Consider the following 22,596-nt stretch of genomic DNA (forward strand, 5'->3'; position numbering starts at 1 on the left):
GTCAGTAGTGCCCGCAGCGGGTGGCTCATTCTCGAGGCATCGACCAGCTGGGTTTTCTCCTGACTCGTCAGCTGCAGCGGATTGATGCCTTGGTCTTTTTTAATAGTTCATTTTCCTTGGTCAAAATATCATGTTCAAGTCGGAGGCGTTGAACGCGCGCTTGAAGCCGGTCTTCCTCCTCCAGTAGCGTGTCGCATTTTTTGTCCGGGCAGCGATCATTGGGGATTGTCATAGGTGCGCGTTGCCTCCTATCGAGCATTTGAGCTTGCCAGTGATGCAGAGTTGTCCTACTGACGCCCACTGATTTGGCAATCCGCCAAGCGTTCCCTTTGCGTGTATTCATGTGAATGACGGCATCCTGTTTCCGCGCAAAAGTGTAGGCGGCTGGATCATTTTTCCGAGCTGCCGGTGTCCACAGGTCCAGTCTGAGTTCGCGGATCCATGTGCGCAAAGTTTCACGTGTCGGGCAGCCTAATGCACGGACGGCATAGGCCAGGCAGAGGTCGTGTTGCGAACAATGATCGACGACCAGCTGTTTCTGCTGCTTGGTATGAGTGTGCTGACTGCGTTTATAGCCCTGGGCAAGATCGCTAGCCTCCAGCAACTGGCGAGACCAGGTGATAAGCGCATTTTTTGCAGGGTAGCCAGCTGCCGCAAGATCGGAGCGAGTCTCTTTCCAAGTGCAATGTGGAGCTTGATGGCGCGAATGCGATTGTCGTATGAATACATGAACCACTCCTAGAGTAGTCCAAGACTTTGTCCACACCCCAATTAGACATTGGATTACAAAATGAGCCCGCACCGACGAATAACAATTCCGAACTATCTGTGTAGCACACAAACGAACAACTACATATGTTTACTCCCGCGATAAAGAGAAATATTGCCACCTACGTAAAAAATCTCGTCAAGCGCCACGCACACTGACTAGTTGTGTATCAGTAGTGAATTAATGCTCTCGGCCGACAGGAGAAGATGTCATGACGCAACCAGTTTGTCCTTTTTTTAACAAAAACCAATCGGATAAGAAAAAAGAGGAAAAATCTTGGCATAAGCCGATTCTCATTGCTTGGTTGTGGGTAGCTTTGATTGGATCGCTTGCTTGGACAGTGTTGTCAGTGACTGCATCTAGTATCGGTTTTCTACCTATCGAGTTAGGGTGGACTCTTTCGATTTTTGGGCAAATAACTCTATTCATAACTTCTCTGCATATGTATTCCTTGCGCGCGCGTGCCAGATTCCAACCGACAGATCCTCGTGCTGGAAGTGAGAGTGCTGCGTTCCGGCGCTCGATACCGACCCATGGTCTATTCACGACTTTATTTGATATCGTGGTGAGGAAAAAGACGTTGCTCAGGGAAATTGATATTGAGCGGATGAAGAAATACGGCGACATATATCTGATGTTCGCTGGCCCACTTCCAGTCATAGTAGTGACATCGTCGTCATTGGTTGAGAAAATTTCCAAGGAATATGACGATTTCTCTAAAAGCGATCCTCGAGATTTGAATATGCTTTATTACTTCAAATGGGTCGGAAATAGCAATGTTGTACTGGCGAATGGGGATCAATGGCATCGCGTTCGTCGGCTTACCCATCCTGCGCTGAACTCTGTTCATGTTTTTTCTCCAGTGTTCAATCAGAAAGCTCATTTTTTATGTCAAACCTTGCGAGAAAAAGTAGCATCTTCTCAGGAAGGCGATGGAATGGTCATCCAATTATCTAGGTGGTTAAAAGCAGTATCCTTAGATAGCGCAGGTGTTGCGCTCTTCGGATTTGACTTTAACCATCTAAAGGAGGTTAGCAATCCGGGGATAGATGCGATGGACTTTGTCATGGCGGAAGTCTTCGATCCAGAACGTATCGCGTTGCCTATCAAAAATCACCTTCCTCTTGAATCGAATCGGCATCTTGAACAGTGCAGAAACATCTGGACCATCTTGTGCTAGATATGATCGGGAGTATTAATAGAGACGGGGGTGAGCACGAGAGTGGGAACGTTTTGGAAATGCTTATTCGCGGGCAGCGCAGTGAGAAACTGAACACCGATGAATTGCGAAATAACGTGATCGCCATGGTGCTGGCAAGTCACGAAACTACTCAAGTATCGCTTGGTGGCGTGCTCTACTTTCTTGCCAAGTATCCGGGGTTGCAAGAAAAAATCCGAAAAGAATCAATCGCACTATTCCCGGATTTTGAACACGCTTTTGCTAATATGGATAGCGGGAAAAAAAGAACAGTACCTATGAGAAGCTACGCAATTTTCATTCTCTTGGAAACTTCATTCTTGAAAGTTTGAGAGTATATTCTCCACTCGCAAATCAAAATCCCCGAACAACGTCGAGAGACACGGATTTGGGAGGATATCAGATTCCAAAAGGGACTTTGATAAGCATGAATATCCATGCGATCCATATGAATCCAAAAGAATGGGATCGTCCCGAAGAGTTTGATCCAGATCGATTCGTTGATGAAAATTGTCGGAATAAATTTGCGTATCTGCCGTTTGGTGCGGGACCGCGGGTATGCGCAGGCCGAAACTTCACTTTGATGGAGCAAAAAATCATTTTATGCCACATACTTCGGCACTTCGACGTAGGTCTCCCAAATGTGGGATATGAGGTTCCAATAAGACGGGGAAGTTTTACGGGTCTTCCCGAGGACTCGTTCCAATTGCGTTTCAGATTGCTTTCTGAAGCACCTTCACTACCCACCGGCAAGCCGGATGTGACAGTGTACAGTTCGGAAGAGCCGCTTCCTGAAGAGGTCAAGACATGCGTTCTCGCTGTATCCTACCCAAAATACTGGTTTGCGCCTGTAGCACTTTCCCCATTTGCTACCACAATTGAGGAAGAAACCATCGAATGGATGGATTCTCTCGGCCTTGTAAAAAGCAAGGAGCGGCGATCCCATATTCGAGCGATGGAGCCTCGTCACTATGCGGGCTATTCGCATTCTATGGCGTCATATGAGCACGCCTTGATGTATTGCAAGTACATCACCATGTGGCTGCTCTGGGATGATGAATGTGTGGAAGTAGCTACAGACTATTCCGAAGTCGCCGAACCTTTAATGGCACTTGCTGGAGAAGATGTTCCCGCTGCAAGAAAAAATGACCCATATGTCCTAGCATTCAAACACATTGGGGATGAATATGAGCGGTTAGGTGCTTCGCGAGAATGGCGGATCCGTTTTGCTGCGAGCATGAGCGAGTGGGCGAAACACGCCGTTGAGGAAGAAATAGTTCGCCGCAAAGGCTCTGACGGAATATCAGGCCGGAACTTCTCCGAAGCTATCAAATTGCGTGCCGTCACGGTGGGCATTCGCCCAAATAGCTTGCCTCTCGAAAGGGCTGTCGGCATCGAGGTCCCTCAAGAGATACATACAGATCCTGATTACAAGGCGCTGGTTGACCAGGCAGCTCGTGTTTGCTGCATTGTGAACGATCTGGTCGGCGTGCCAAAGGATATCAAGAACAAGCAAAAAGAATCGAATCTGATTTTGTACCATCAGATGTGCTCCGGTGGCTCTTTGAATGATTCGTATGCCGCCATTCTGGAAATACACGACAAGGCAGTCAAGACATACGATGAATTGGCAGCGAAGTTATTGGCAAGAACTCCTTCGGTATTTCGCGAACGGATGAATACATTCTTCGATCACCTTAGGTATATGGATTCAGGCTTTGGTTTCTGGCATAGGGACTGTATCAGATATCAACGATTTATCGCGGCGGAAGAAAATCGTGCGTTTCGTATTCAAATTGCAGAGCAATGCAGTGAAGTAGCGGAAGATTTTACAGTGAGTCAGAAAGAAGCAGAAGATGCTTACTTTGTTTGATCTTCTGAAATCCATTGACCCGAGAATGAAGTTGCTGTAGTGGCTTTCCTCGAGAGTCATATTCGATTTTTGGAGCTTACTCATTCAGTCGTCGAAACGTAGGAGGGCATACCCTCAATCAATGCTGTAAATTTTGATGGCATTAAAGGTAAAAGATATTGCAGGCATATACTTTGAGCCTTTTCTTGTTATGTATTCTGTGAGAAATTTGCGAGATAGTATTTTTAATAGAAGAAAACTATATGCCAGGTTATTCTTTGGCAGATAGATTCTATCTGGATAGTTTACACCACCGATTTTGATATCGACGATAACGATGAGGGAGTGAAAATGTTTACTATCCGGTTTCCCAATGGGGAAGAACACAATTTTGAGACTGCTATTTCACTGAAAGAGGTTCTGCGAAACGTAAACTTAAAGCCGGAGCGGCATGCTATTGCTGGAAGGGTGAACGGCGTGTTGGTAGATAGCTCGTGCATCATAAATCATGATATTGTACTGGAGATTGTTGCAAGAGATGATGCAGATGGATTAAGCGTCATTCGGCATTCCACTGCGCATTTGTTAGCATATGCCGTGAAAATTTTGTTTCCCGATGCAAAAGTGGCTATTGGGCCAGTCATAGAGAATGGTTTCTATTATGATTTTTCTTATCGACGCACCTTTACCTTGGAAGATATGGCGGAGATAGAGAATAAGATGAGGGAGTTGGTGCAAAAGGACGAGCCTATTATTCGAAAAGCAATGCCGCGCCAAGAAGCGGCAACATACTTTCAATCGATAGGTGAGACGTACAAATGCAAGATTCTCGAGTCTATCCCAGGAAATGAACAGATAATGCTTTGTACTGTCGGAAATTTCACCGATTTATGTTGCGGGCCACACGTATCGTCGACTGGAAGTCTAACTATTTTCAAATTGATGAGGCTGGCCGGAGCTTACTGGCGCGATGATGCAAAGAATGAAATGCTGCAACGAGTTTACGGCACAGCGTGGGCAAGTGAGCAGCAGCAGCGCAGCTATCTGGCAATGTTGGAAGAATCGGATCGGAGAGACCATCGCAAGCTTGGTCAAGCGCTTGATTTATTCCATTTTCAAGAAGAAGCACCGGGTCTAGCGTTCTGGCATCCCAACGGTTGGACGGTGTGGTTGGAAGCTGAAAAATACCTGCGACACAGACTTGCTAATGCCGGTTATTTAGAAATTAAAACACCGCAGGTCCTGGATAAGTCATTCTGGGAGCGTTCTGGGCATTGGCAGAACTATCGGGAGTACATGTTTGCAACAGCGTCCGAGAAGCGCGAGTATGCAATTAAGCCGATGAGTTGCCCGGGCCATATTCAGGTCTTCAACAGAAGCCTGCGCTCCTATCGCGATTTGCCGATCAGGTTCTCTGAGTTTGGTGCATGTCATCGTAACGAGCCATCCGGAGCGCTGCACGGCTTAATGCGTGTTCGCGGATTTGTGCAGGATGACGCCCATATTTTCTGTACCGAGAAGCAAGTGTTCTCCGAAGCTCGAAATTTCAACCAACTGGCATTGTCTGTATATAGGGATTTTGGCTTTGATGAAGTTACTGTGAAATTGTCATTACGGCCTGCGAAGCGGGCAGGTAGCGATGAAGTATGGGATCTTGCTGAAAATGAACTTCGACAGGCGCTTAGATCATGTGAGATGGATTGGGAGGAGTTGCCCGGTGAAGGAGCATTTTACGGACCGAAGGTTGAATATCATATCAAAGATGCATTGGGCCGTTCATGGCAATGTGGCACATTGCAATTGGATTTTGTTTTGCCGGAAAGACTTGGCGCGGAGTATATGACAGAGAATGATTTACGGGCTCAGCCTGCTATGCTTCATAGAGCAATTTTTGGTTCATTTGAACGCTTCATTGGTATTATAGTCGAACACTATGGCGGTGCGCTACCAGTGTGGCTTTCCCCTGTCCACGTTATCGTTATGAATATTACGGAATCCCAATCTGCATACGCAGAGCAAGTTGTGTATGAATTAAAGAACCAAGATTTTCGGGTAAAGATGGATTTGCGTAACGAAAAAATCTCCTACAAGGTACGTGAACATTCCATGCAAAAAATTCCTTATTTTCTTATTGTTGGCGATAAAGAGCGTGAGGCAGGTACGGTATCTGTACGGGCGCGTGGAAATATGAATTTGGGAGTTATGTCTTTAAATGACTTCAAAATGATTCTCAACTCCGCAATAGTTGACAAACGATGAGGAGTGAATAATTCCACTGCAACTAAGCTTTTGTAATACTTGGTTTTTAGTATCTTTCTGACTTCACAGTCGTGGCGAGGATTTGATGAATTCGTCAACACGGATACCAGCTAAGCGGTATGTTGAGCTTCTGCCAGAGAAGGGGCATCCATCTGAAATACCATTTGGCTGGTATTTCGTTGCATATTCTGATGAATTGGAGTTCAGCGAGATTCGTGTCATTTCATGTTTCTGGCAAGAGTGGGTATTGTTTCGCGATGAATGTGGTAGTGTTGGAATGATTGATCCATATTGTCCTCACTTGGGGGCCCATATTGGTTTCGGCGGGAAAGTGGATGGCGAGATGGTGCGCTGTCCTTTTCATGCTTGGGGCTTTGATTCTAGCGGTTACTGTCGGGATGTGCCTTATGCGAAGAAAATGCCACCTATCCTTAAGAAGGGGCCTGTACTTAAATATCTTCCGGTCATCGAGTGCAACAAGATAATATGGGCCTGGTATCATCCGGGGGCAGTGGCGCCTATCTGGAATGTCGACAATTTTCCCGAGACAATGTCCAATAACTGGATCGAATACGAAAAGGTTGAGTTTGAGATAAGTACATCGATCCAAGATATTGTCGAGAATAGTATCGATTATTCTCATCTCAAGTATGTTCATGGACATACTTCAACTCTGTTGGGTGAGACCCGCCAGGACGGAATTTACCGACATGTCAACATTGGAGCGGACGTGCAGGTTATAGATCGCGAAGGAAAACCAGATTCCTGCCACTATTCGATCGAGCTTATCCAAAAGGGACCAGGGCAACATACGATCCGTTATCGGCGTGAAACAGAACTGCTGATGATGTTTTTGATGACACCAGTGACGAACGAAAAAACTATTTTACGTTTTGCATTCACCCATGAAAAGTATCCCGAAGGTTCTTACGAACATAAGTCAGTGAAGGAGTTTATGCTCGAAAAACTCGGATCGCATGGCAACTTGAACGGCGTACATGCCGATATTCCTATCTGGAATAACAAGATATATCGTAAGAAACCATTGCTTTGTGAGGGAGATGGTCCGATCATGCCGTATCGCTCTTGGTTTAAGCAGTTCTACGATGGTGGTTCATAAACATTGCTCGCGTAGATTGAATTTAATAAATTCTCGTAACCGATCTGCTATCGGCAGATACCCCGTCACTAACCACTTTCGAGCCCGATCGTAAGCCCGAAAAACCAATGAAATCAAAAAATATACTTTAGATTTTTTATGGCTTGACACTACCTCTCGGCATTCATCATGTTCTGCCTCCCCGAGGGGAAAAACCGCACCCTTGGACCAGTCTTTGAATTCAGAAACGAGCTCGTCGGGGGCCTCTCCAATACTTGTGCGAAAGCGCGCGCTCAATCCCCACCTCGCTTGCGCGCTTCATGTCTCGCTCTCGACGGAGGCGCCGGAAGGCAGCAGAAACAGGCAGGGCGGGCCTTGTACCGGGTCGGCAAGGGGTCCTGCGCCGGGTTTTGACGGGCTTATTCGGGGCTTCCAGGCGATTGAAGATGCCGCGCACAAAGAGTCCTGGCGGATCAAGCGGTTTGCGCATGACGGCCTGCACTGCCCAGCCGATGCTGACAACCCCTTGCCCATCGTTTTTTTGCTGGTCTGCGCGCCGGCGTTTTTGATTCTTTGCGCCTAATTTGGCCGCAGTGCGATCGGAAGCGAAAATGAAAAAAGCCGATAAATCATTGAAATTTAAAGGCTTTTTTTTCTGATGCCCGGGGCCGGAATCGAACCGGTACATCTTTCGGTGGGGGATTTTAAGTCGCTGTGTGAGGTGCTCTGTCTGGGTAAGCGGTGCGAAGCTGAGCGAAGGTTGAAGTAGTCAAAAGTACTTACGGATCAGTAGGTTAGCGAAGTTTTGCGGAGTCGGGGAAAACTGATCTGTGTACCTGTACGGTACTGCGGATGCGCTTCTTTTCAAGGTTGGTTTGTGGTCTGGACGTGGTTGGCGCGCTGTGATCTGTGATGGCCGCTGCAGGCTGGAGTCAAGCAACTGGATTTTTGCGCACTTCAAACGTCATCCGGTTAGCGAGGGTTCAAGCGAGCGCTCGGCAATTCAGTCGGGCCTAGAGCGGATTTCATATTGCTAAAAGGCATAACCGCAATGAGTGAACCATCCCTCTGCATCCCTGGTAGTCACCGTGTCGACGACCTTCGACAGGGCCTCATCCAGGGCGTCTCGGGTACGCGCCTTGATGGCGCGCAGACTCGTTTTGAGCTTGGACCAACACGGCTCGATGGGTGAGTAGTCGGGCGAGTACGGCGGCAGATACACCAGGGCTGCGCCCTTGGCCTCAATCGCCTCACGGACACCTCGCACCTTGTGCGTGCTCAGGTTGTCCATTACGACCACATCGTCCGCTTGCAGGGTCGGCGCCAATACCTCGGTGACATAGGCACGGAACACCGATGCATCGGCCGCATCCTCGACGGTCATCACCGCGTCAAGACCTTGATACGACAGCGCGCCCAGCACGGTCACGTTGCGGCCCCAGTTTTCCGGCACCGCATCATGCACACGTTGGCCACGCCGAGCGCGCCCGTAGCGACGCGTCATCGCGATGTTCACACCCGATTCGTCGACAAATTTCAACCGTTTTACGGGGTGTCTGGCGATGTCTTGCCAGTATTGGTCGCGTGCCTGACGTACTTGCGCAGTGTCCCGCTCGCTGGCATGGAGAGTCTTTTTTTTCGACCCAAGCCCAGACGCTGCAGGACTCGGCACAAGGTCGGTGTGCTGACTGCCGGGCCGCCTTCGGCCTGCAACTTCTTGGCCAACTCAAGCAGCGTCAAGTCGGGCTGCTCTTGCAACCAGCGCTCCAGGCGTTCGCAGCCTGCAGGATCTATCTTGACGCGAGGTCCGGGGCGCCATTTGCGCGGCGCCAGGTCAGCGTTGCGGCGCACGCGGCGCACGCGGCGCATCATGCCTTCGACAAACGATAGGCTCACGCCAAAAAGCTCAGCCACCGCTTGTCGCGTTTGACCTGAGTGTTGGCATGCATGGACGACCTTAAGACGCAAATCCAAGGAATAAGGGACAGTCATGATCGCTCCAATTTGTCAATCACATCATGATTTGACTCCGATGCCATCCTCAAAATTCCCAGGCCTTCAGTCATCAAGAAATCCGCTCTAAGTCGGCGTGGCAGGCGGCGGGCGGCCGCCAGACGTGACAAAGCCCGCGCGAGGCGGGCCTGTGTCGGTTGGCTGGTGGTCGATCGGCGTTATGCCGCAGCCTTGAATTTTCCCTTCTGTACTGCTTCGCGCAGCACATCGTTGAGGCGGGTTTGCCAGCCCTTGCCGCTGTGCTTGATGGCATCGAGTACATCGGCGTCAACGCGGGTCGTCATGGGCGCTTTGGGGCGCTCCACCGTCGGACGCCCACGCCGACGCAATGGCTGCATCCTGGCGGTCAGGACTGCCGTGATTTCTATCGTGTCCGGGTCTGCCGCAATGCCGCGATTAATGGCTGCATCATCGGCATCGGTGGGGACGATGAGCCCCGATTTACTCAAACGCTTGTTCATAGTGCTTTAACTCCCGCTTGTTGGCCTTGCGCAGGCTGATGATCCGCATGGTCTCGCCGCGCTGCACGAACACCACCACATACAGGCGCTGCGCGATCACTGCGAACCCGACTTCGCGCACTTCGCTGTAGTCCGCGCGATCGTCCACGAAACAGAGCACGTCTTGCCATTCGATCATGCTGGCCAGCGAAAGCGACACACCATGCTTTTGCTGATTCGCGGTGTCTTTCATGGCATCGAACTCTGTTTCCATGCGATTTATTGTACGTACATATATGCCGTTGTGAAAATTATTTTGTACTTACATTTAATGTGCGCTTAGCGGCTTGCGGCTGCATCTGCGTGCCAAGGCTTCAATCCTCGTTCGCTTCGTCCCCATCTTTCACCCCCTCAGCAGACTCGCCTTTGTGTAGCGTTTGCTTTGGATGGATTCGATGGTCTTGAGGGCGCGCTTTGGCAACGCGGACCAGGCGCAGAGCGTGTTCATGAGCAACGAGATTGCACCACTGCAGACGCTGTTCGAGACGTTCAACGAATGGGCCGGCGACGAACTGGTGCGGTTTCAGCCCATAGTTTCTTCCCCGAGCTGAAAGCGGCGGCAGTCGCCGCATCATTCCACCCCATCAAGGCGCCCTGGCGCCTTTTATCTGGCCTGCATTGCCAGACCCCTGCCGGATCGCGCCCCAGGCCGCGCACGGCCCGAATTCCGGCCGCCGTGGGCCTTTGGGCCGTCGACCTTCAAGAGCTGACCCTCTGCCCCGCGGCGCGCCATATCGCCCCCGCCGCGCCTCCCTGCTTCGTGACGCGCAAATTACGTGCTGGTCGGCCTGGGCTGATCGGCGCCAGCGCTGGCGCGGGCGCGCAAAGACGCCTCTTTTCGGATTACGGGAAATTACGGGAGATTCCCGCGGCTATCACCCAATGGCTGTCGGTGGTTCCACATGGTCGGCCATTCGGCTCGCGGCCATGTTCAGTTGACGCGCGACGGGCTGCAGCAGCGCGCGCACGGAGGATGCCCGGATGGTTTCATCGCTCGCGGCAGCAAGGATGTCGCAGAGCGCATCCACGCTCCCGCTTGCTGTTTCCACATCGTCCCGAACTGCCTGAATAAATCGCATGCTCCGACCTTTGATAGCTGGTTGCTGTATTTGCGTACAGTATACCTTTGCCGCCAAGACGTATCTAGATGAAACAGGATTGAACATGGCCGCACTTTTCATCTTGGGCAGGAAAGCGTAGCCCTCACGGGGGGGAAACAGAGGCTTTTTTGGGACGACAAAAAAGCCTGCATTCGGTAAGGAATGCAGGCTTTGAGGAAACGGCTGCGGAAATGATGAGGAAATCGCCTCAAATTTCATAGCAGCGTATCTATGGTGCCCGGGGCCGGAATCGAACCGGCACACCTTTCGGTGGGGGATTTTGAGTCCCCTGCGTCTACCAATTTCACCACCCGGGCTTGAATTTGCGCAGACGCGAATTATGGCACATTTGAGGCTTATGAAAACGTATTTGACCATCGAAGACGCAATCGGCCAGACGCCCCTGGTTGCGCTGCAACGTATCGGCGCTGAGGACAACAAGGAACGCGGCAACGTGGTCCTTGGCAAGCTGGAGGGCAACAACCCGGCGGGGTCGGTCAAGGACCGGCCCGCCGTGTCCATGATCCGGCGCGCCGAGGAGCGTGGCGAGATCAAGCCCGGCGACACGCTGATCGAGGCGACTTCGGGCAACACCGGCATCGCGCTGGCCATGGCCGCGGCCATCAAGGGCTATCGCATGGTGCTGGTCATGCCCGAGGATCTGTCCGTCGAGCGCGCGCAGACCATGAAGGCCTATGGCGCCGAGCTGATTCTCACGCCCAAGAGCGGCGGCATGGAATATGCGCGCGATCTGGCCGACCAGATGGTGGTGCAGGGCAAGGGCCGCATCCTGGACCAGTTCGCCAACCCCGACAACCCGCGTTCCCACTATGAAACCACGGGCCCCGAGCTCTGGGAGCAGACCGGCGGCGAGATCACCCACTTCGTGAGCGCCATGGGCACGACCGGCACCATCACCGGCGTTGCCAAGTACCTCAAGGAAAAGAATCCCGCGATCCGCATCATCGGCGCCCAGCCCCAGGAAGGCTCGCGCATTCCCGGCATCCGCAAGTGGCCCGAGGAATACATGCCCAAGATCTACGACGCTTCGCTGGTCGATGAAACGGTGTCGGTGAGCCAGGATGATGCCGAAGACCTGTGCCGCCGGCTGGCGCGCGAGGAAGGCATTTTCGCGGGCATTTCGGCAGCCGGTGCCTGCTGGGTCGCGCAGGAGATTGCCAAGCGCGAGAAAAACGCGACCATCGTGTTCGTGGTCTGCGATCGCGGCGATCGCTACCTGTCCACCGGCGTCTTCCCGGCCTGATCCGGGCGCGCGCCGTCCCGCGCTGCGCCCGCAGCGTTTCGATTTCTGTCCAAGGATCTGCGCATGCAGTATGAAACCCGGTTTTGCAGCCATTGCGCGACGCCGCTGCAGTGGCTCACGGTCGCGGAAGACAGCGGCGACGTGCAGCGCCTGCGTTGCGCGGCCTGTGGCTGGACGCACTGGAACAACCCCACGCCGGTGCTCGCGGCGATCGTCGAGCACGAAGGCCGGGTGCTGCTGGCGCGCAACGCGGCCTGGCCCGAGAAGGTCTTCGGGCTGATCACCGGCTTCATGGAGGCGGGCGAGTCGCCCGAGGCGGGCATTGCGCGCGAAGTGCTGGAGGAAACCGGTCTCGTGGTGCAGTCGCACCAGTTGATCGGCGCCTACGAGTTCCTGCGCATGAACCAGGTGATCATTGCCTACCATGTGCAGGCCACGGGCCAGGTGCGGCTGTCGCCCGAGCTGCTCGAATACCGGCTGGTCGCGCCCGAGAAGGTGCAGTGCTGGCCCGCGGGCACGGGGCAGGCGCTGGCGACCTGGCTGCGCAGCCGCGGCCACGAGCCGGAGTTCATCGATTTCTGGCGCCGCGACGAGAACCCGCAGCCGGCCTAAAATGGCGCCCTATGGACATCCACAAAGAAATCGACACCCGCGGCCTCAACTGCCCGCTGCCCATCCTCAAGGCCAAGAAGGCCCTGGCGGAGATGGTGACCGGTCAGCTGCTCAAGGTGGTCGCCACGGACACCGGTTCGCTGCGCGACTTCCAGGCATTTGCGCGCCAGACCGGCAATGAGCTGGTCGAGCAGCAGACCCAGGGCAACGAGTTCATTCACATTCTGCGCCGGCGCTGAACCTGCGCCAGGCTCAGGGTGAGCGCCAATCCCATTTGGAGGCAGGCCGTTCATCCTTCGACGCGGCCGGCGAGGCAGGCTCAGGGCGAGCAGGTAAGGATTAAAGCGCCAGCGTCTTGAGATACGCGCGGAAGTCTTCGCCCACCTGCGGGTGCTGCAGCGCGAGTTCGACCGTGGCCTGCAGGAAGCCTTCCTTGCTGCCGCAGTCGTAGCGCTTGCCCTGGTACTGGAACGCATAGACTGCTTCGTGCGCCATCAGGCGCTCGATGGCGTCGGTCAACTGGATCTCGCCGCCCACGCCCTGGGGCTGGTTGCGGATCTCGTGGAAGATGCGCGGCGTGAGCACATAGCGGCCGGCCACGCCCATGCGCGAGGGCGCGTCGGCGGGCGCGGGCTTTTCGACGATGCGGTCGACGCGCATCAAGGCACCGCCCGCGGGTTCGCCGGCGACGATGCCGTAGCGCTTGACCTGGTCGAGCGGCACTTCCTGCACGGCCAGCAGCGAGCGGCCCTGTTTCTGGAAGGCTTCGGTCATCTGCGCGAGCACCGGCTTGCCGCCTTCGGGGCCGACCATCAGGTCGTCGGCGAGCAGCACCGCGAACGGCTCGTCGCCGACCAGGGGCTCGGCGCAGAGCACCGCATGGCCCAGGCCCAGCGAACGGTGCTGGCGCACGAAAGCGCAGTTCATGTCGTCGGGCTGGATGGAACGCACGAGTTCGAGCAGCTCCTGCTTGCCCGCCGATTCGAGTTCGTTCTCGAGCTCGTAGGCGGTGTCGAAATGGTCTTCGATCGCGCGCTTGCTGCGGCCGGTGACGAAGATCATGTGGCGTATGCCCGCGGCATAGGCTTCTTCCACGGCGTACTGGATCAACGGCTTGTCGACCACGGGCAGCATTTCCTTGGGCGAGGCCTTGGTCGCCGGCAGGAAGCGCGTGCCCAGGCCGGCAACGGGAAATACGGCTTTGCGCACGATGGTGGTGGTGGTGGGCATGGAGTCTCTCTACGGGGAGCAGGGAAGGGCCGGCGCTGCGCGCCGGGGGCAGGCCCCCGGCGGCGGGCGCATCAGCCCAGGCGGGCGAGCTGGTCGCGCAGGCGGTTGAGCGTGGCGCCGAAGTCGGCGACGCGCTTCCTTTCCTGATCGATCACGGCCGGCGGCGCCTTGGCGACGAAGGCTTCGTTGCCGAGCTTCACGTTGGCGCGCGCGATTTCGCCTTCGACGCGCGCGGCTTCCTTGGCCAGGCGGATCTTCTCGGCCGCGATGTCGATCTCGATGAACAGGCACAGGCGGATGTCGCCGACCACGGCCACGGGCGCGGCCTGGGCGGCGGCGGCCCAGCCGGCCTCGTCGTCGAACACCTTGACTTCGCTGAGCTTGGCCAGCGACTGCAGCACGGGTGCGACGGTGCGCAGGAAGGCGCTTTCCTCGGCGTTGGCGGCCACGGCGAACAGCGGCACGCGCTGAGCGGGCGAGACGTTCATTTCGCCGCGCAGCGTGCGGCAGGCGTCGACCATCGCCTTGATGCGCACCACGTGGGCGATCGCGGCTTCATCGATTTTCTCGGGCTGGGCTTCGGGGTAGCGCGCAATGCTCACCGACTCGCCGGGCAGGCCGGCGACGGGCGCGACCTTCTGCCACAGTTCTTCCGTGACGAACGGAATGACGGGGTGGGCCAGGCGCAGGATGGCTTCGAGCGTGCGGATCAGCGTGCGGCGCGTGGCGCGCTGCTGGGCCGCATTGCCGTGCTGGATCTGCGTCTTGGCGATTTCGAGGTACCAGTCGCAGAATTCGTTCCAGACGAAGTCATAGAGCGTGTTGGCGACGTTGTCGAGGCGGAACTCGGCAAAGCCCTTGGCGATCTCGGCTTCGACCTTCTGCAGCTGCGAGGTGATCCAGCGGTCGCACTGGCTGAACTCCAGGTAGCCTTCGAATTCGCCGCCGCTTTGGCATTGCTCCTTGGTGTGGGCCTGCAGTCCGCAGTCCTGGCCTTCGCAGTTCATCAGCACGAAGCGGCTGGCGTTCCAGAGCTTGTTGCAGAAGTTGCGGTAGCCTTCGCAGCGCTTGCTGTCGAAGTTGATCGAGCGGCCCAGCGAGGCCAGCGCGGCGAACGTGAAGCGCAGCGCGTCGGCGCCGTAGGCGGGAATGCCTTCGGGGAATTCCTTTTGCGTGTTCTTGCGCACCTGGGGCGCGGTCTCGGGCTTGCGCAGGCCCACGGTGCGCTTGTCGAGCAGCGCGTCGATATCGATGCCGTCGATCAGGTCGACCGGGTCAAGCACATTGCCTTCGGACTTGGACATCTTCTTGCCCTGGGCGTCGCGCACCAGGCCGTGCATGTAGACATGCCTGAACGGCACGCGGCCCGTGAAGTGCGTGGTCATCATGATCATCCGGGCGACCCAGAAGAAGATGATGTCGTAGCCCGTCACCAGCACGGACGAGGGCAGGTAGAGGTTGAAGTCGTCGTCGGCGGCCTCGGTCTGGTTAGGCCAGCCCATGGTGCTGAAAGGCACCAGTGCCGACGAGTACCAGGTGTCGAGCACGTCCTCGTCGCGGCGCAGCGTCTTGCCCGGGGCCTTGGCCTGGGCTTCGGCTTCGTCGCGCGCGACGATGACATTGCCGTCCTCGTCATACCAGGCCGGAATCTGGTGGCCCCACCAGAGCTGGCGCGAAATGCACCAGTCCTGGATGTTGTTCATCCACTGGTTGTAGGTGTTGACCCAGTTCTCGGGCACGAATTTGACTTCGCCCGAGGCCACGGCGTCGATGGCTTTTTGCGTGATCGACTTGCCTGTGGCGTCGCCTTCGCCGACCTTGGTCATGGCGACGAACCATTGGTCGGTGAGCATGGGCTCGACGACCTGGCCGGTGCGCGTGCAGATCGGCACCATCAGCTTGTGCTTCTTGGTCTCGACCAGCAGGCCCAGAGCGTCCAAGTCAGCAACGATGGCCTTGCGCGCCACGAAGCGGTCCATGCCGCGGTACTTTTCGGGCGCCTCGTCGCTCACCGTGGCCTGCAGCGTCAGCACCACGATCATCGGCAGGTTGTGGCGCTGGCCGACCTGGTAATCGTTGGGGTCGTGCGCGGGCGTGACCTTGACCACGCCGGTGCCGAATTCCTTGTCGACATAGGTGTCGGCAATCACCGGAATCTCGCGGCCGACCAGCGGCAGCGTCACCGACTTGCCGATCAGGTGCGCATAGCGCTCGTCTTCGGGGTGGACCATCACGGCCACGTCGCCGAGCATGGTTTCGGGGCGGGTGGTCGCGACCACGAGCTGGCCCGAGCCGTCGCTCAAAGGATAGGCGATATGCCACAGCCAGCCGTCCTTTTCCTCGCTTTCGACTTCGAGGTCGGAGACCGCGGATTGCAGCTTGGGATCCCAGTTCACCAGGCGCTTGCCGCGGTAGATCAGGCCTTGCTCATAGAGGCGCACAAAGGTCTCGTTGACCACCGTGGACAGCTTGGGGTCCATGGTGAAGTATTCGCGCTCCCAGTCCACGCTGTCGCCCATGCGGCGCATCTGCGTGGTGATGGTGTTGCCCGACTGCTCCTTCCACTCCCAGACCTTGCTGACGAAGTTCTTGCGCGCTTCGGGGGGCGTGGAGCCCATGTCGTGGCGGCTGATGCCCTGCTCCTGCAGCTGGCGCTCGACGACGATCTGCGTGGCGATGCCCGCGTGGTCGGTGCCCGGCACCCAGGTGGTGTTGAAGCCCTTCATGCGGTGGTAGCGCGTGAGGGAATCCATGATGGTCTGGTTGAACGCATGGCCCATGTGCAGCGTGCCGGTCACATTGGGCGGCGGCAGCTGGATGGAGAACGAAGGCTGGCTGGCATCGGCCTTGCCCGTGCCGCGCACGCCGCCCGCGCCGTAGCCGCGCTTTTCCCATTCGGGCCCCCAGTGGGCTTCGAGGGCCGCGGGTTCAAAGGATTTGGAGAGGCTGTCGAGGCCCGGCTGTGCAATGGAGTCGCTCATGGAGGGGGTGCCAATGCAAACGGCATCGCTCCCATCAAAGCGGGAGGATGCCGTCTACAGGGCTTAGTAGATGACGGATTGGCATTGATTTTACCGACCCCGCCGGTCTGCGGGGGCGGTATGCCCAATATCCGCCGCAAAGCCCTCAGGCCTTGGTCTTCTCGGGTACGAATTCGGGGCGGTCGTTGCCTTGCGGCTTGAGCGGATCGGCGGCCTTGCCGGCTGCGCGCTCGCGGCGCCATTGCTGCTTGCGCTCGGTCCATTCGGCCAGGCGCGCATGGGCGGTGGTGCTTTCCCTGGCCATCTGCACCGCATCGGCGAGCTGGGCCGAAAGCTCCAGGCGGATGCCGTTGGGGTCGAAGAAATAAATGCTCTTGAATATATGGTGGTCGGTCACGCCCAGCACTTCGACGCCATGGGCCTGCAGGCGCACCTTGGCGTTTTCGAGTTCCTCGACGGTGTTGACGCGAAACGCGATGTGGTTGACCCAGGCCGGCGTGTTGGGCGAAGGCTCGGCCGCGAGGTCGTCGCCCAGGTCGAAGAACGCAATGAACGAGCCGTCCTGCAGGCGGAAGAAGAAATGCGTGTAGGGGCAGTACTCGCCGGTGCTGGGCACGTAGTCGCTCTGGATGATGTGGTAGAGCGGCAGGCCCAGGATGTCTTCGTAGAAGTGGCGCGTTTCCTCGGCATCACGCGCCTTGTAGGCGAAATGGTGCAACTGCTGGATGGGCGCGGCAGGCGGCAGGGCAGACAGGGGCGAGAGGGCAGCCATAGGGTCTCCTGGAAAAGGTGAGTTTTCTCTATTTTAAATCAATTCACCTAAACGTAATCTTTTTTCTTTCGAGCGCGCTCCGAAGGCGAAAAAAAACCGACACCTCTTGCGAAGTGCCGGTTGTGGCTGCCCGTCAGTGATTCATAGCGATGGCCACAGCCTATGAAACTGTCACACCCCAGCATGGGGGCACCGAGCAAGGGCCGCCCCGCAGCGATGGTGCCGTCCCCTGGGGGAAGCGGCGCCAGCCGCTCAGGGGGGCTAATTACTGCTTCACGGCTTCGATCTGCAGCACCAGGCGCACTTGCTTGGACGCGCCGAAGTTCACGCCGTAGTCCAGGCCGAAGGCCGTGCGGTCTATCGTGGCTTCGAAGTCGCCACCGCAGACTTCACGCTTTTGCAGCATGGGGCTGGGGTAGCAGTTGAACTTGCTGGCCTTGAGTGTCACGGGCTGGGTCTTGTCGAGCAGCGTCAGCTGGCCCGTGACTTCCTTGACCTTGTCGCCGTCGAACACGAACTTGTCCGAAACGAACTTGGCGGTCGGGAATTGGGCGACGTTGAAGATGTCGGCGCTTTGCAGGTGCTTGTCGAAGCCGGGCGTGCCCGAGTTCACCGAGGTCATGTCGAGCACCACTTCGACCTTGCCGGTCTTGCCGGCGCGGTCGAATTCGACCGTGCCCTGCTTCTTGTCGAAGCGTGCGCGGTTGGTGGTCGCGCCCATGTGGTCGATCTCGAAGGTCGCGAAAGTGTGCGTCGGGTCGATGGCATAGGTCGCGGGCGCGGCCTGGGCAACGGAAGCGAACAGGCCGGCGGCGGCGAGAGCGAAAAGCGTGGTGCGCATGGGAAAACTCCTGGATGAAAAGGGGTTGCGAGAGAGAAAAATCAGGCCGTGCGCGCGGCTCGGGCCGCAGGCAGGGCGCAGGGAAGGGGTCAGAGCTTGCCCACGCCGGTCAGCGCGAGTTTGAATTGCACCTGGACGTCGTCGGCGACCATCGAGGTATCGGCCCAGTCGCCTTCACCGATCTTGAATGCGAGGCGCTTGATCGGCAGCGTGCCGGTGGCAACTGTGGTGGCGCCGTTTTGCGTCAGCGTCACGGGCAGGCTCACGTCCTGCGACTGGCCCTTGATGCTCAGCTTGCCGTCGACCTGGTACTTGCCGCCGCCCAGCGCCTTGACGGCCGTGGAGTCAAAGCGCGCCTGCGGGAAGCCCGCGACGTTGAACCAGGTGGCCTTGGGCATTTCGGCGTCGGTTTCCCTGGAGCCCATGGTGGCGCTGCCGGTGGCGACCGTGAACTGGATCTTGCTGGCTTCGGGCTTGGCGGTGTCGAACTGCACCTGGGCATCGAACTGCTTGAACTGGCCTTGCAGGGGCACGCCCATCTGCTTGATGGTGAAGCCCACCGAGCTCTGTGCAGGCACGAGCTTTTGCTGGGCGAAAGCAGCCGGCGACAGCACGGCGCTGGCCAGGGCGATGGAGGAAACCAGGGTACGCAAGGTCATGAAAAACTCCCGAGATTCAAAAATCAAGCAAAAAGATGGGGGCTGGCGAGGCGGCTGGGCTCAGCCGCGCGGGCCGGGCAGCATGCGCAGCAGCAGGCCGTCGCGGTCGATGAACTGGTGTTTGAGGGCGGCAGCGATGTGCAGCACGATCAGGGTCGCGAGCGCATAGGCGCTCCACTGGTGCAGGGGCTTGATCAGCTCGGCCAGCGCGGGGCTGACCGGCATCCAGTCGGGCAGCGGCACCAGGCCCAGGAACACGATGGGAAAGCCCGCGGCCGAGCTATAGGCCCAGCCCAGCAGTGGCACCAGAAAGAACAGGGCGTAGAGCGCGTGGTGGGTGCCGTGGTGGGCCAGATGCTGCCAGGCGGGCATCCTGGCCTGCATGGCCGCGGGCAGTGCGGGCGGCTTGTTCGCCAGGCGCCAGCCCAGGCGCACCAGGCTCAGTGCCAGGATGGACACGCCCAGCCACTTGTGCCAGTTGTAGAGCTTGAGCCGCTGCGGCGAAAACGACAGGCTGACCATGTACAGGCCGATGCCGATGGCGGCGATCAGGGCCAGCGCCAGCACCCAGTGCAGCAGCTTGGCGGTGGTGGTATAGCGGACGGGGGTTGTTATTGATTTTGAAGACATGGCTGGGAATTGGCGGGCTGTCCGTCACATGCCGGCTGGCATGTTTTTCCCAGTATAGGAAGCGCTGGATTGAAAAGAGTTCAGTGAGATTGATGGCTGAATTCAAAAAAGATGAAGTCAAGCGATTCTGGGGGGGCGCTGCCTCTTGCTTGAGGACAGGCCGTTCATCCTTCGACGCGGCCGGCGCGAGGCAGGCTCTCAAGAAACAGCTTTTTTCGTCAACTAAATCAATGACTTAGAAAGGGCGCAATTTGAGCAAACAGCAGCTGGCTATGGGCGGCTTGCTCTGAAAATACCGGCCCTTCGATCCTTCGACTGGCTCAGGACTCAGGGCGAGCGGGTAAAAACCGTTCGTGGTGAGCCCGTCGAACCATGAACGGCCTGTCCTCATGGACAAGTCCCGCTGTTTCTTGATAGCGCCTGGCGAGACTTCGTCTCGCTTACCCCGCTCAGGACGAACGTGGGGAAGAAGGCGCTGGGCCAGCGGCTCACTGCCCCAGGGCCGCCTGCTTCCACGCCGCCGCCGCGGCCTCGTCGTCATTGCGGTGCTCGGCCATGCGCGCGAGCTGCTGCCAGGCCTGGACGCGCAGCGGGCCGGCGTCGAGCTGCGGCGCGCACTGGGTCAGCTGCTGCTGGGCCTTGCCCCAGAGCTGGCGCTGCACGCAGGCCATGCCGGCCAGGTACTGCAGCCGGGGCTCGCGCGGGTTGTTGCGGCTGGCGGTTTCTATGCGCGCCAGCCATTGGCTGTCGATGCCGTCCAGGCAGTCCTGCAAGGCGAGCACCAGGGTCTGCATCTGGCTTTCGCTCAAGGCTTCCATGCGTGCCGTCGCGTACTCCCACACCGGCAGCAGCCAGGCGCGCGCCTGCGACAGGTCGCCGCCCAGGCGCACGAGCTGGCGCGCCGCGGGAATGGCGATTTCGGGCATGGCGCGTTCGTCCGGATCGAGCTCCAGCCAGAGCTGCTGCAGGTGGGCGGTGTCGCGCGTGTCGTGTATCAGTTCGAGCACCAGTCCGCGCACGATGCTGGCCGAGGCCGCGGGCGAGAACGCGCGGTGCTTGGCCAGCATGCGCGCGGTCTCGAGCGCATTTTCGGTATGGCGCGCCAGGCGCGCAGCCTTGAGTTTGATGCGCAGCGCCAGCGTGCGCCGGCTCGCGCCCTGGGGCAGTGCGGCCAGGCGCTCGAGCGCCAGCAGCGCGTCGCGGTCGTCGAGCGCCCAGCGCGCGGCACGCATCTGCGCGCCTTCGCGGGTCTCCTGTTCGACGGCCGTGCCGTCGAGCGGTGCGCATTCGAGCACCTGGGCCAGATGGATTTCGCGCTGGGGTGTGTCCTGCAGCGCGTGCGAGCCTTCGGCCGCGACCATGTGGGCCGTGGCGCGCAGTTGACGGCCATGGGGTACATCGGCCAGCGCGGTGGACAGCGATTCCTCGAGCGCGAGTGCCGACAATGCCGACTTGCGCGCGCGCAGGAAGCGCCCGGCCTGCAGGTGCGACAGCGCATCGAGCAGCGCATGGTGCATGGCGCGCTCCTTTTGCTGCTCGCGCCAGCGCCGGGCCTGGCGCGGCAACTGCGTGAGCACCGACAGCCCGCGCAGCGCCGCATGGCACAGCACGAACGACGCCAGCAGCAGCAGCAGCACCATGTTGAGCGACAGGTCGATGCGATAGGGCGGCCAGAACAGAGTGACCGTGCCCTGGTTGTTGCCGACAAACAAGGCCACCGCGACAGCGATGCCAAACAGGCCTATGAACCAAAGTGCAGCGCGCATTGGTGTTTCCTCGTCGTACAGACTAGCGCCCCGCAGCGGCTGTTGCCAGCGCTGCCAGGGTCTCGTCCAGGGAGGGTTGCTCGTTGTTCTTCAGGTGCAGCTGGATCTGCTCGAGCAGCGCCTGCGCGTTGCGCGTGCGCCGCGACGCCGGATCGAAATACTTGCCCATCGCCACGCTTGCGGCGACCAGGTCGTTGCGCGCGGCGTCGTACTGGCGCGCGAGCACCCCGAGGCGCGCGTTGAGCAGCGTGAGCTTGAGGTTTTCGCGCAGGAAAAAGCCCTGGTCGGGCGACAGCAGCACGGCTTCGGGCTGGTCGATGCGGCTGACCCGCACCAGGTCGTAGATTTCCGCGCGCACCACCTCCCAGCTGCGCGTGCCCCAGTCCTGCCACCAGGCCCAGTCGCCCGGCGTGAGCGCCGGATCCTGGGCGGGCGCGGGCATGGGGGCGGGCGCACCGCCGCGCACGGCGCTGGGCTTGGCGACCGCATTCGTCAGCGGCAGGTCGTCGACGCCGCGCGACAGGTCGTCGAGCCGCGCGAGCAGGCCGGCGGTGTCGGTCACTGCCAGGCGCGAGATGGCTTCGAGGTCGCGCTCTATGGCGCGCTGCACGGGCGAGAGGCGCGGCTGCGCCGCACGCTCTATGCGCTGGCTGGCGCTGCGCAGGGTCGCGACCAGCGGCTCGAGGCTGCCGGTCAGCTGCGACTGCTGCTGCGCCATGCGGATGGCGGTGTCGATGTCGACGACCAGCGTGTCGTCGCGGGTGCGCGACAGGCTCTGCACCAACTCTTCGAGCTGGCTGCGCTGCAGCGCGACTTCGCCCACGCGCGCTTCCATGACCGAGATGCGCGCCGCGCTGTCGCGCGCCAGGTCCTGCGCGTCGCGCGCCATGGTGCGCGCTTCGATGGCCTGGGTGCCCGAGTCGGCGCTCTGGCGGGCGAGCTGTTCCTGGATGCTGCTCATGCGTTGCCACAGCATGCCGCTGCCGACCAGCGCGACCACGGCCACCGTGCCCAGCAGGTACAGGGCCAGTTGCGAGGCTGTCTCTTATAC

Annotated in this window: 19 protein-coding genes, 1 tRNA gene and 2 pseudogenes; 7 read left to right on the forward strand and 15 right to left on the reverse strand. The window is 58.1% G+C overall.

Annotation, left to right across the window (positions count from 1 at the left end; translation table 11 throughout):
• Positions 1–67 precede the first annotated feature (67 nt).
• A complete protein-coding gene (locus GVL12_RS20585; protein ID WP_159917433.1) occupies positions 68–736 on the reverse strand; it encodes a hypothetical protein in 669 nt (222 codons plus the stop codon).
• A gap of 667 nt (positions 737–1,403) precedes the next feature.
• On the opposite strand from GVL12_RS20585, the pseudogene GVL12_RS27070 reads away from it, so the two are divergent.
• From GVL12_RS27070 to GVL12_RS20610, 4 genes and pseudogenes are all read left to right on the forward strand, one after another.
• A pseudogene (locus tag GVL12_RS27070) lies at positions 1,404–2,299 on the forward strand (cytochrome P450).
• Positions 2,284–3,840: a cytochrome P450 gene (locus tag GVL12_RS26950; RefSeq protein ID WP_306770611.1), complete on the forward strand. Its 1,557-nt coding sequence runs from the start codon at positions 2,284–2,286 to the stop codon at positions 3,838–3,840. Before GVL12_RS27070 ends, GVL12_RS26950 begins: the two are co-directional and overlap by 16 nt.
• 330 nt (positions 3,841–4,170) lie before the next feature.
• The gene (thrS, locus tag GVL12_RS20605) at positions 4,171–6,078 is read left to right on the forward strand and encodes a threonine--tRNA ligase (protein ID WP_159917436.1); all 1,908 of its coding nucleotides are present in this window, start codon (positions 4,171–4,173) and stop codon (positions 6,076–6,078) included.
• Positions 6,079–6,163: 85 nt separating this feature from the next.
• Positions 6,164–7,198, forward strand: coding sequence for a Rieske 2Fe-2S domain-containing protein (locus GVL12_RS20610; RefSeq protein ID WP_159917437.1), 1,035 nt, complete (start codon positions 6,164–6,166; stop codon positions 7,196–7,198).
• A 1,012-nt stretch (positions 7,199–8,210) separates the two neighbouring features.
• Here GVL12_RS20610 and GVL12_RS20615 read toward each other — a convergent pair.
• From GVL12_RS20615 to GVL12_RS20645, 6 genes and pseudogenes are all read right to left on the reverse strand, one after another.
• Entirely contained in the window at positions 8,211–8,849 is a 639-nt protein-coding gene (locus GVL12_RS20615; RefSeq protein WP_159917438.1) for an IS630 family transposase, read from the reverse strand.
• Positions 8,801–9,169, reverse strand: a pseudogene (locus tag GVL12_RS20620) (transposase); the annotation flags it as partial. The gene GVL12_RS20615 and the pseudogene GVL12_RS20620, both read right to left, overlap by 49 nt.
• A gap of 179 nt (positions 9,170–9,348) precedes the next feature.
• A complete protein-coding gene (locus GVL12_RS20625; RefSeq protein WP_159917440.1) occupies positions 9,349–9,651 on the reverse strand; it encodes a BrnA antitoxin family protein in 303 nt (100 codons plus the stop codon).
• The gene (locus GVL12_RS20630) at positions 9,632–9,904 is read right to left on the reverse strand and encodes a BrnT family toxin (RefSeq protein WP_159917441.1); all 273 of its coding nucleotides are present in this window, start codon (positions 9,902–9,904) and stop codon (positions 9,632–9,634) included. Before GVL12_RS20630 ends, GVL12_RS20625 begins: the two co-directional genes overlap by 20 nt.
• Positions 9,905–10,565: 661 nt before the next feature.
• Positions 10,566–11,009: a hypothetical protein gene (locus GVL12_RS26385; protein ID WP_200843955.1), complete on the reverse strand. Its 444-nt coding sequence runs from the start codon at positions 11,007–11,009 to the stop codon at positions 10,566–10,568.
• A 13-nt stretch (positions 11,010–11,022) separates the two neighbouring features.
• A tRNA-Leu gene (locus tag GVL12_RS20645) sits at positions 11,023–11,107 on the reverse strand.
• A 41-nt stretch (positions 11,108–11,148) separates the two neighbouring features.
• On the opposite strand from GVL12_RS20645, the gene cysM reads away from it, so the two are divergent.
• From cysM to GVL12_RS20660, 3 genes are all read left to right on the forward strand, one after another.
• Positions 11,149–12,054, forward strand: a complete 906-nt coding sequence (cysM, locus tag GVL12_RS20650) for a cysteine synthase CysM (RefSeq protein ID WP_159917442.1) — start codon at positions 11,149–11,151, stop codon at positions 12,052–12,054.
• Positions 12,055–12,117: 63 nt separating this feature from the next.
• A complete protein-coding gene (locus GVL12_RS20655) occupies positions 12,118–12,666 on the forward strand; it encodes an NUDIX domain-containing protein (protein ID WP_159917443.1) in 549 nt (182 codons plus the stop codon).
• An 11-nt stretch (positions 12,667–12,677) separates the two neighbouring features.
• A complete protein-coding gene (locus GVL12_RS20660) occupies positions 12,678–12,905 on the forward strand; it encodes a sulfurtransferase TusA family protein (RefSeq protein WP_159917444.1) in 228 nt (75 codons plus the stop codon).
• A 100-nt stretch (positions 12,906–13,005) separates the two neighbouring features.
• On the opposite strand, the gene galU is transcribed toward GVL12_RS20660, so the two are convergent.
• The 8 genes from galU to GVL12_RS20700 form a co-directional block, all read right to left on the reverse strand.
• Positions 13,006–13,896, reverse strand: coding sequence for a UTP--glucose-1-phosphate uridylyltransferase GalU (gene galU / locus GVL12_RS20665; RefSeq protein ID WP_159917445.1), 891 nt, complete (start codon positions 13,894–13,896; stop codon positions 13,006–13,008).
• 71 nt (positions 13,897–13,967) lie between these two features.
• Complete coding sequence (locus tag GVL12_RS20670) at positions 13,968–16,877, reverse strand: valine--tRNA ligase (RefSeq protein ID WP_159917446.1); 2,910 nt, start codon at positions 16,875–16,877, stop codon at positions 13,968–13,970.
• Between the two features lie 145 nt (positions 16,878–17,022).
• Positions 17,023–17,649, reverse strand: coding sequence for a VOC family protein (locus GVL12_RS20675; RefSeq protein WP_159917447.1), 627 nt, complete (start codon positions 17,647–17,649; stop codon positions 17,023–17,025).
• Between the two features lie 265 nt (positions 17,650–17,914).
• Entirely contained in the window at positions 17,915–18,490 is a 576-nt protein-coding gene (locus GVL12_RS20680) for a YceI family protein (RefSeq protein ID WP_159917448.1), read from the reverse strand.
• Between the two features lie 89 nt (positions 18,491–18,579).
• A complete protein-coding gene (locus GVL12_RS20685; RefSeq protein ID WP_159917449.1) occupies positions 18,580–19,149 on the reverse strand; it encodes a YceI family protein in 570 nt (189 codons plus the stop codon).
• A gap of 60 nt (positions 19,150–19,209) precedes the next feature.
• Positions 19,210–19,779 (reverse strand): cytochrome b, encoded by a 570-nt coding sequence (locus GVL12_RS20690; RefSeq protein ID WP_159917450.1) that lies wholly within the window; start codon positions 19,777–19,779, stop codon positions 19,210–19,212.
• A gap of 488 nt (positions 19,780–20,267) precedes the next feature.
• Positions 20,268–21,545, reverse strand: coding sequence for a heme biosynthesis HemY N-terminal domain-containing protein (locus GVL12_RS20695; RefSeq protein ID WP_159917451.1), 1,278 nt, complete (start codon positions 21,543–21,545; stop codon positions 20,268–20,270).
• Between the two features lie 22 nt (positions 21,546–21,567).
• Positions 21,568–22,506 (reverse strand): uroporphyrinogen-III C-methyltransferase, encoded by a 939-nt coding sequence (locus GVL12_RS20700; protein WP_235033929.1) that lies wholly within the window; start codon positions 22,504–22,506, stop codon positions 21,568–21,570.
• Positions 22,507–22,596: the final 90 nt, after the last annotated feature.

This window comes from Pantoea sp. 18069, from assembly GCF_902706035.1.
Taxonomy (GTDB): domain Bacteria; phylum Pseudomonadota; class Gammaproteobacteria; order Burkholderiales; family Burkholderiaceae_C; genus Comamonas.

What these genes read in the sequence shown, in the direction of transcription:
- GVL12_RS26385 (WP_200843955.1), bottom strand. Translation starts at nt 11,009, where the DNA reads ATGAAATTTGAGGCGATTTCCTCATCATTTCCGCAGCCGTTTCCTCAA.
- GVL12_RS20700 (WP_235033929.1), bottom strand. Translation starts at nt 22,506, where the DNA reads ATGAGCAGCATCCAGGAACAGCTCGCCCGCCAGAGCGCCGACTCGGGC.
- GVL12_RS20630 (WP_159917441.1), bottom strand. Translation starts at nt 9,904, where the DNA reads ATGGAAACAGAGTTCGATGCCATGAAAGACACCGCGAATCAGCAAAAG.
- GVL12_RS20610 (WP_159917437.1), top strand. Translation starts at nt 6,164, where the DNA reads ATGAATTCGTCAACACGGATACCAGCTAAGCGGTATGTTGAGCTTCTG.
- GVL12_RS20655 (WP_159917443.1), top strand. Translation starts at nt 12,118, where the DNA reads ATGCAGTATGAAACCCGGTTTTGCAGCCATTGCGCGACGCCGCTGCAG.
- GVL12_RS20695 (WP_159917451.1), bottom strand. Translation starts at nt 21,545, where the DNA reads ATGCGCGCTGCACTTTGGTTCATAGGCCTGTTTGGCATCGCTGTCGCG.
- GVL12_RS20675 (WP_159917447.1), bottom strand. Translation starts at nt 17,649, where the DNA reads ATGGCTGCCCTCTCGCCCCTGTCTGCCCTGCCGCCTGCCGCGCCCATC.
- GVL12_RS20685 (WP_159917449.1), bottom strand. Translation starts at nt 19,149, where the DNA reads ATGACCTTGCGTACCCTGGTTTCCTCCATCGCCCTGGCCAGCGCCGTG.
- cysM (WP_159917442.1), top strand. Translation starts at nt 11,149, where the DNA reads ATGAAAACGTATTTGACCATCGAAGACGCAATCGGCCAGACGCCCCTG.
- GVL12_RS20680 (WP_159917448.1), bottom strand. Translation starts at nt 18,490, where the DNA reads ATGCGCACCACGCTTTTCGCTCTCGCCGCCGCCGGCCTGTTCGCTTCC.
- galU (WP_159917445.1), bottom strand. Translation starts at nt 13,896, where the DNA reads ATGCCCACCACCACCACCATCGTGCGCAAAGCCGTATTTCCCGTTGCC.
- GVL12_RS20670 (WP_159917446.1), bottom strand. Translation starts at nt 16,877, where the DNA reads ATGAGCGACTCCATTGCACAGCCGGGCCTCGACAGCCTCTCCAAATCC.
- GVL12_RS20690 (WP_159917450.1), bottom strand. Translation starts at nt 19,779, where the DNA reads ATGTCTTCAAAATCAATAACAACCCCCGTCCGCTATACCACCACCGCC.
- GVL12_RS20660 (WP_159917444.1), top strand. Translation starts at nt 12,678, where the DNA reads ATGGACATCCACAAAGAAATCGACACCCGCGGCCTCAACTGCCCGCTG.
- thrS (WP_159917436.1), top strand. Translation starts at nt 4,171, where the DNA reads ATGTTTACTATCCGGTTTCCCAATGGGGAAGAACACAATTTTGAGACT.
- GVL12_RS20625 (WP_159917440.1), bottom strand. Translation starts at nt 9,651, where the DNA reads ATGAACAAGCGTTTGAGTAAATCGGGGCTCATCGTCCCCACCGATGCC.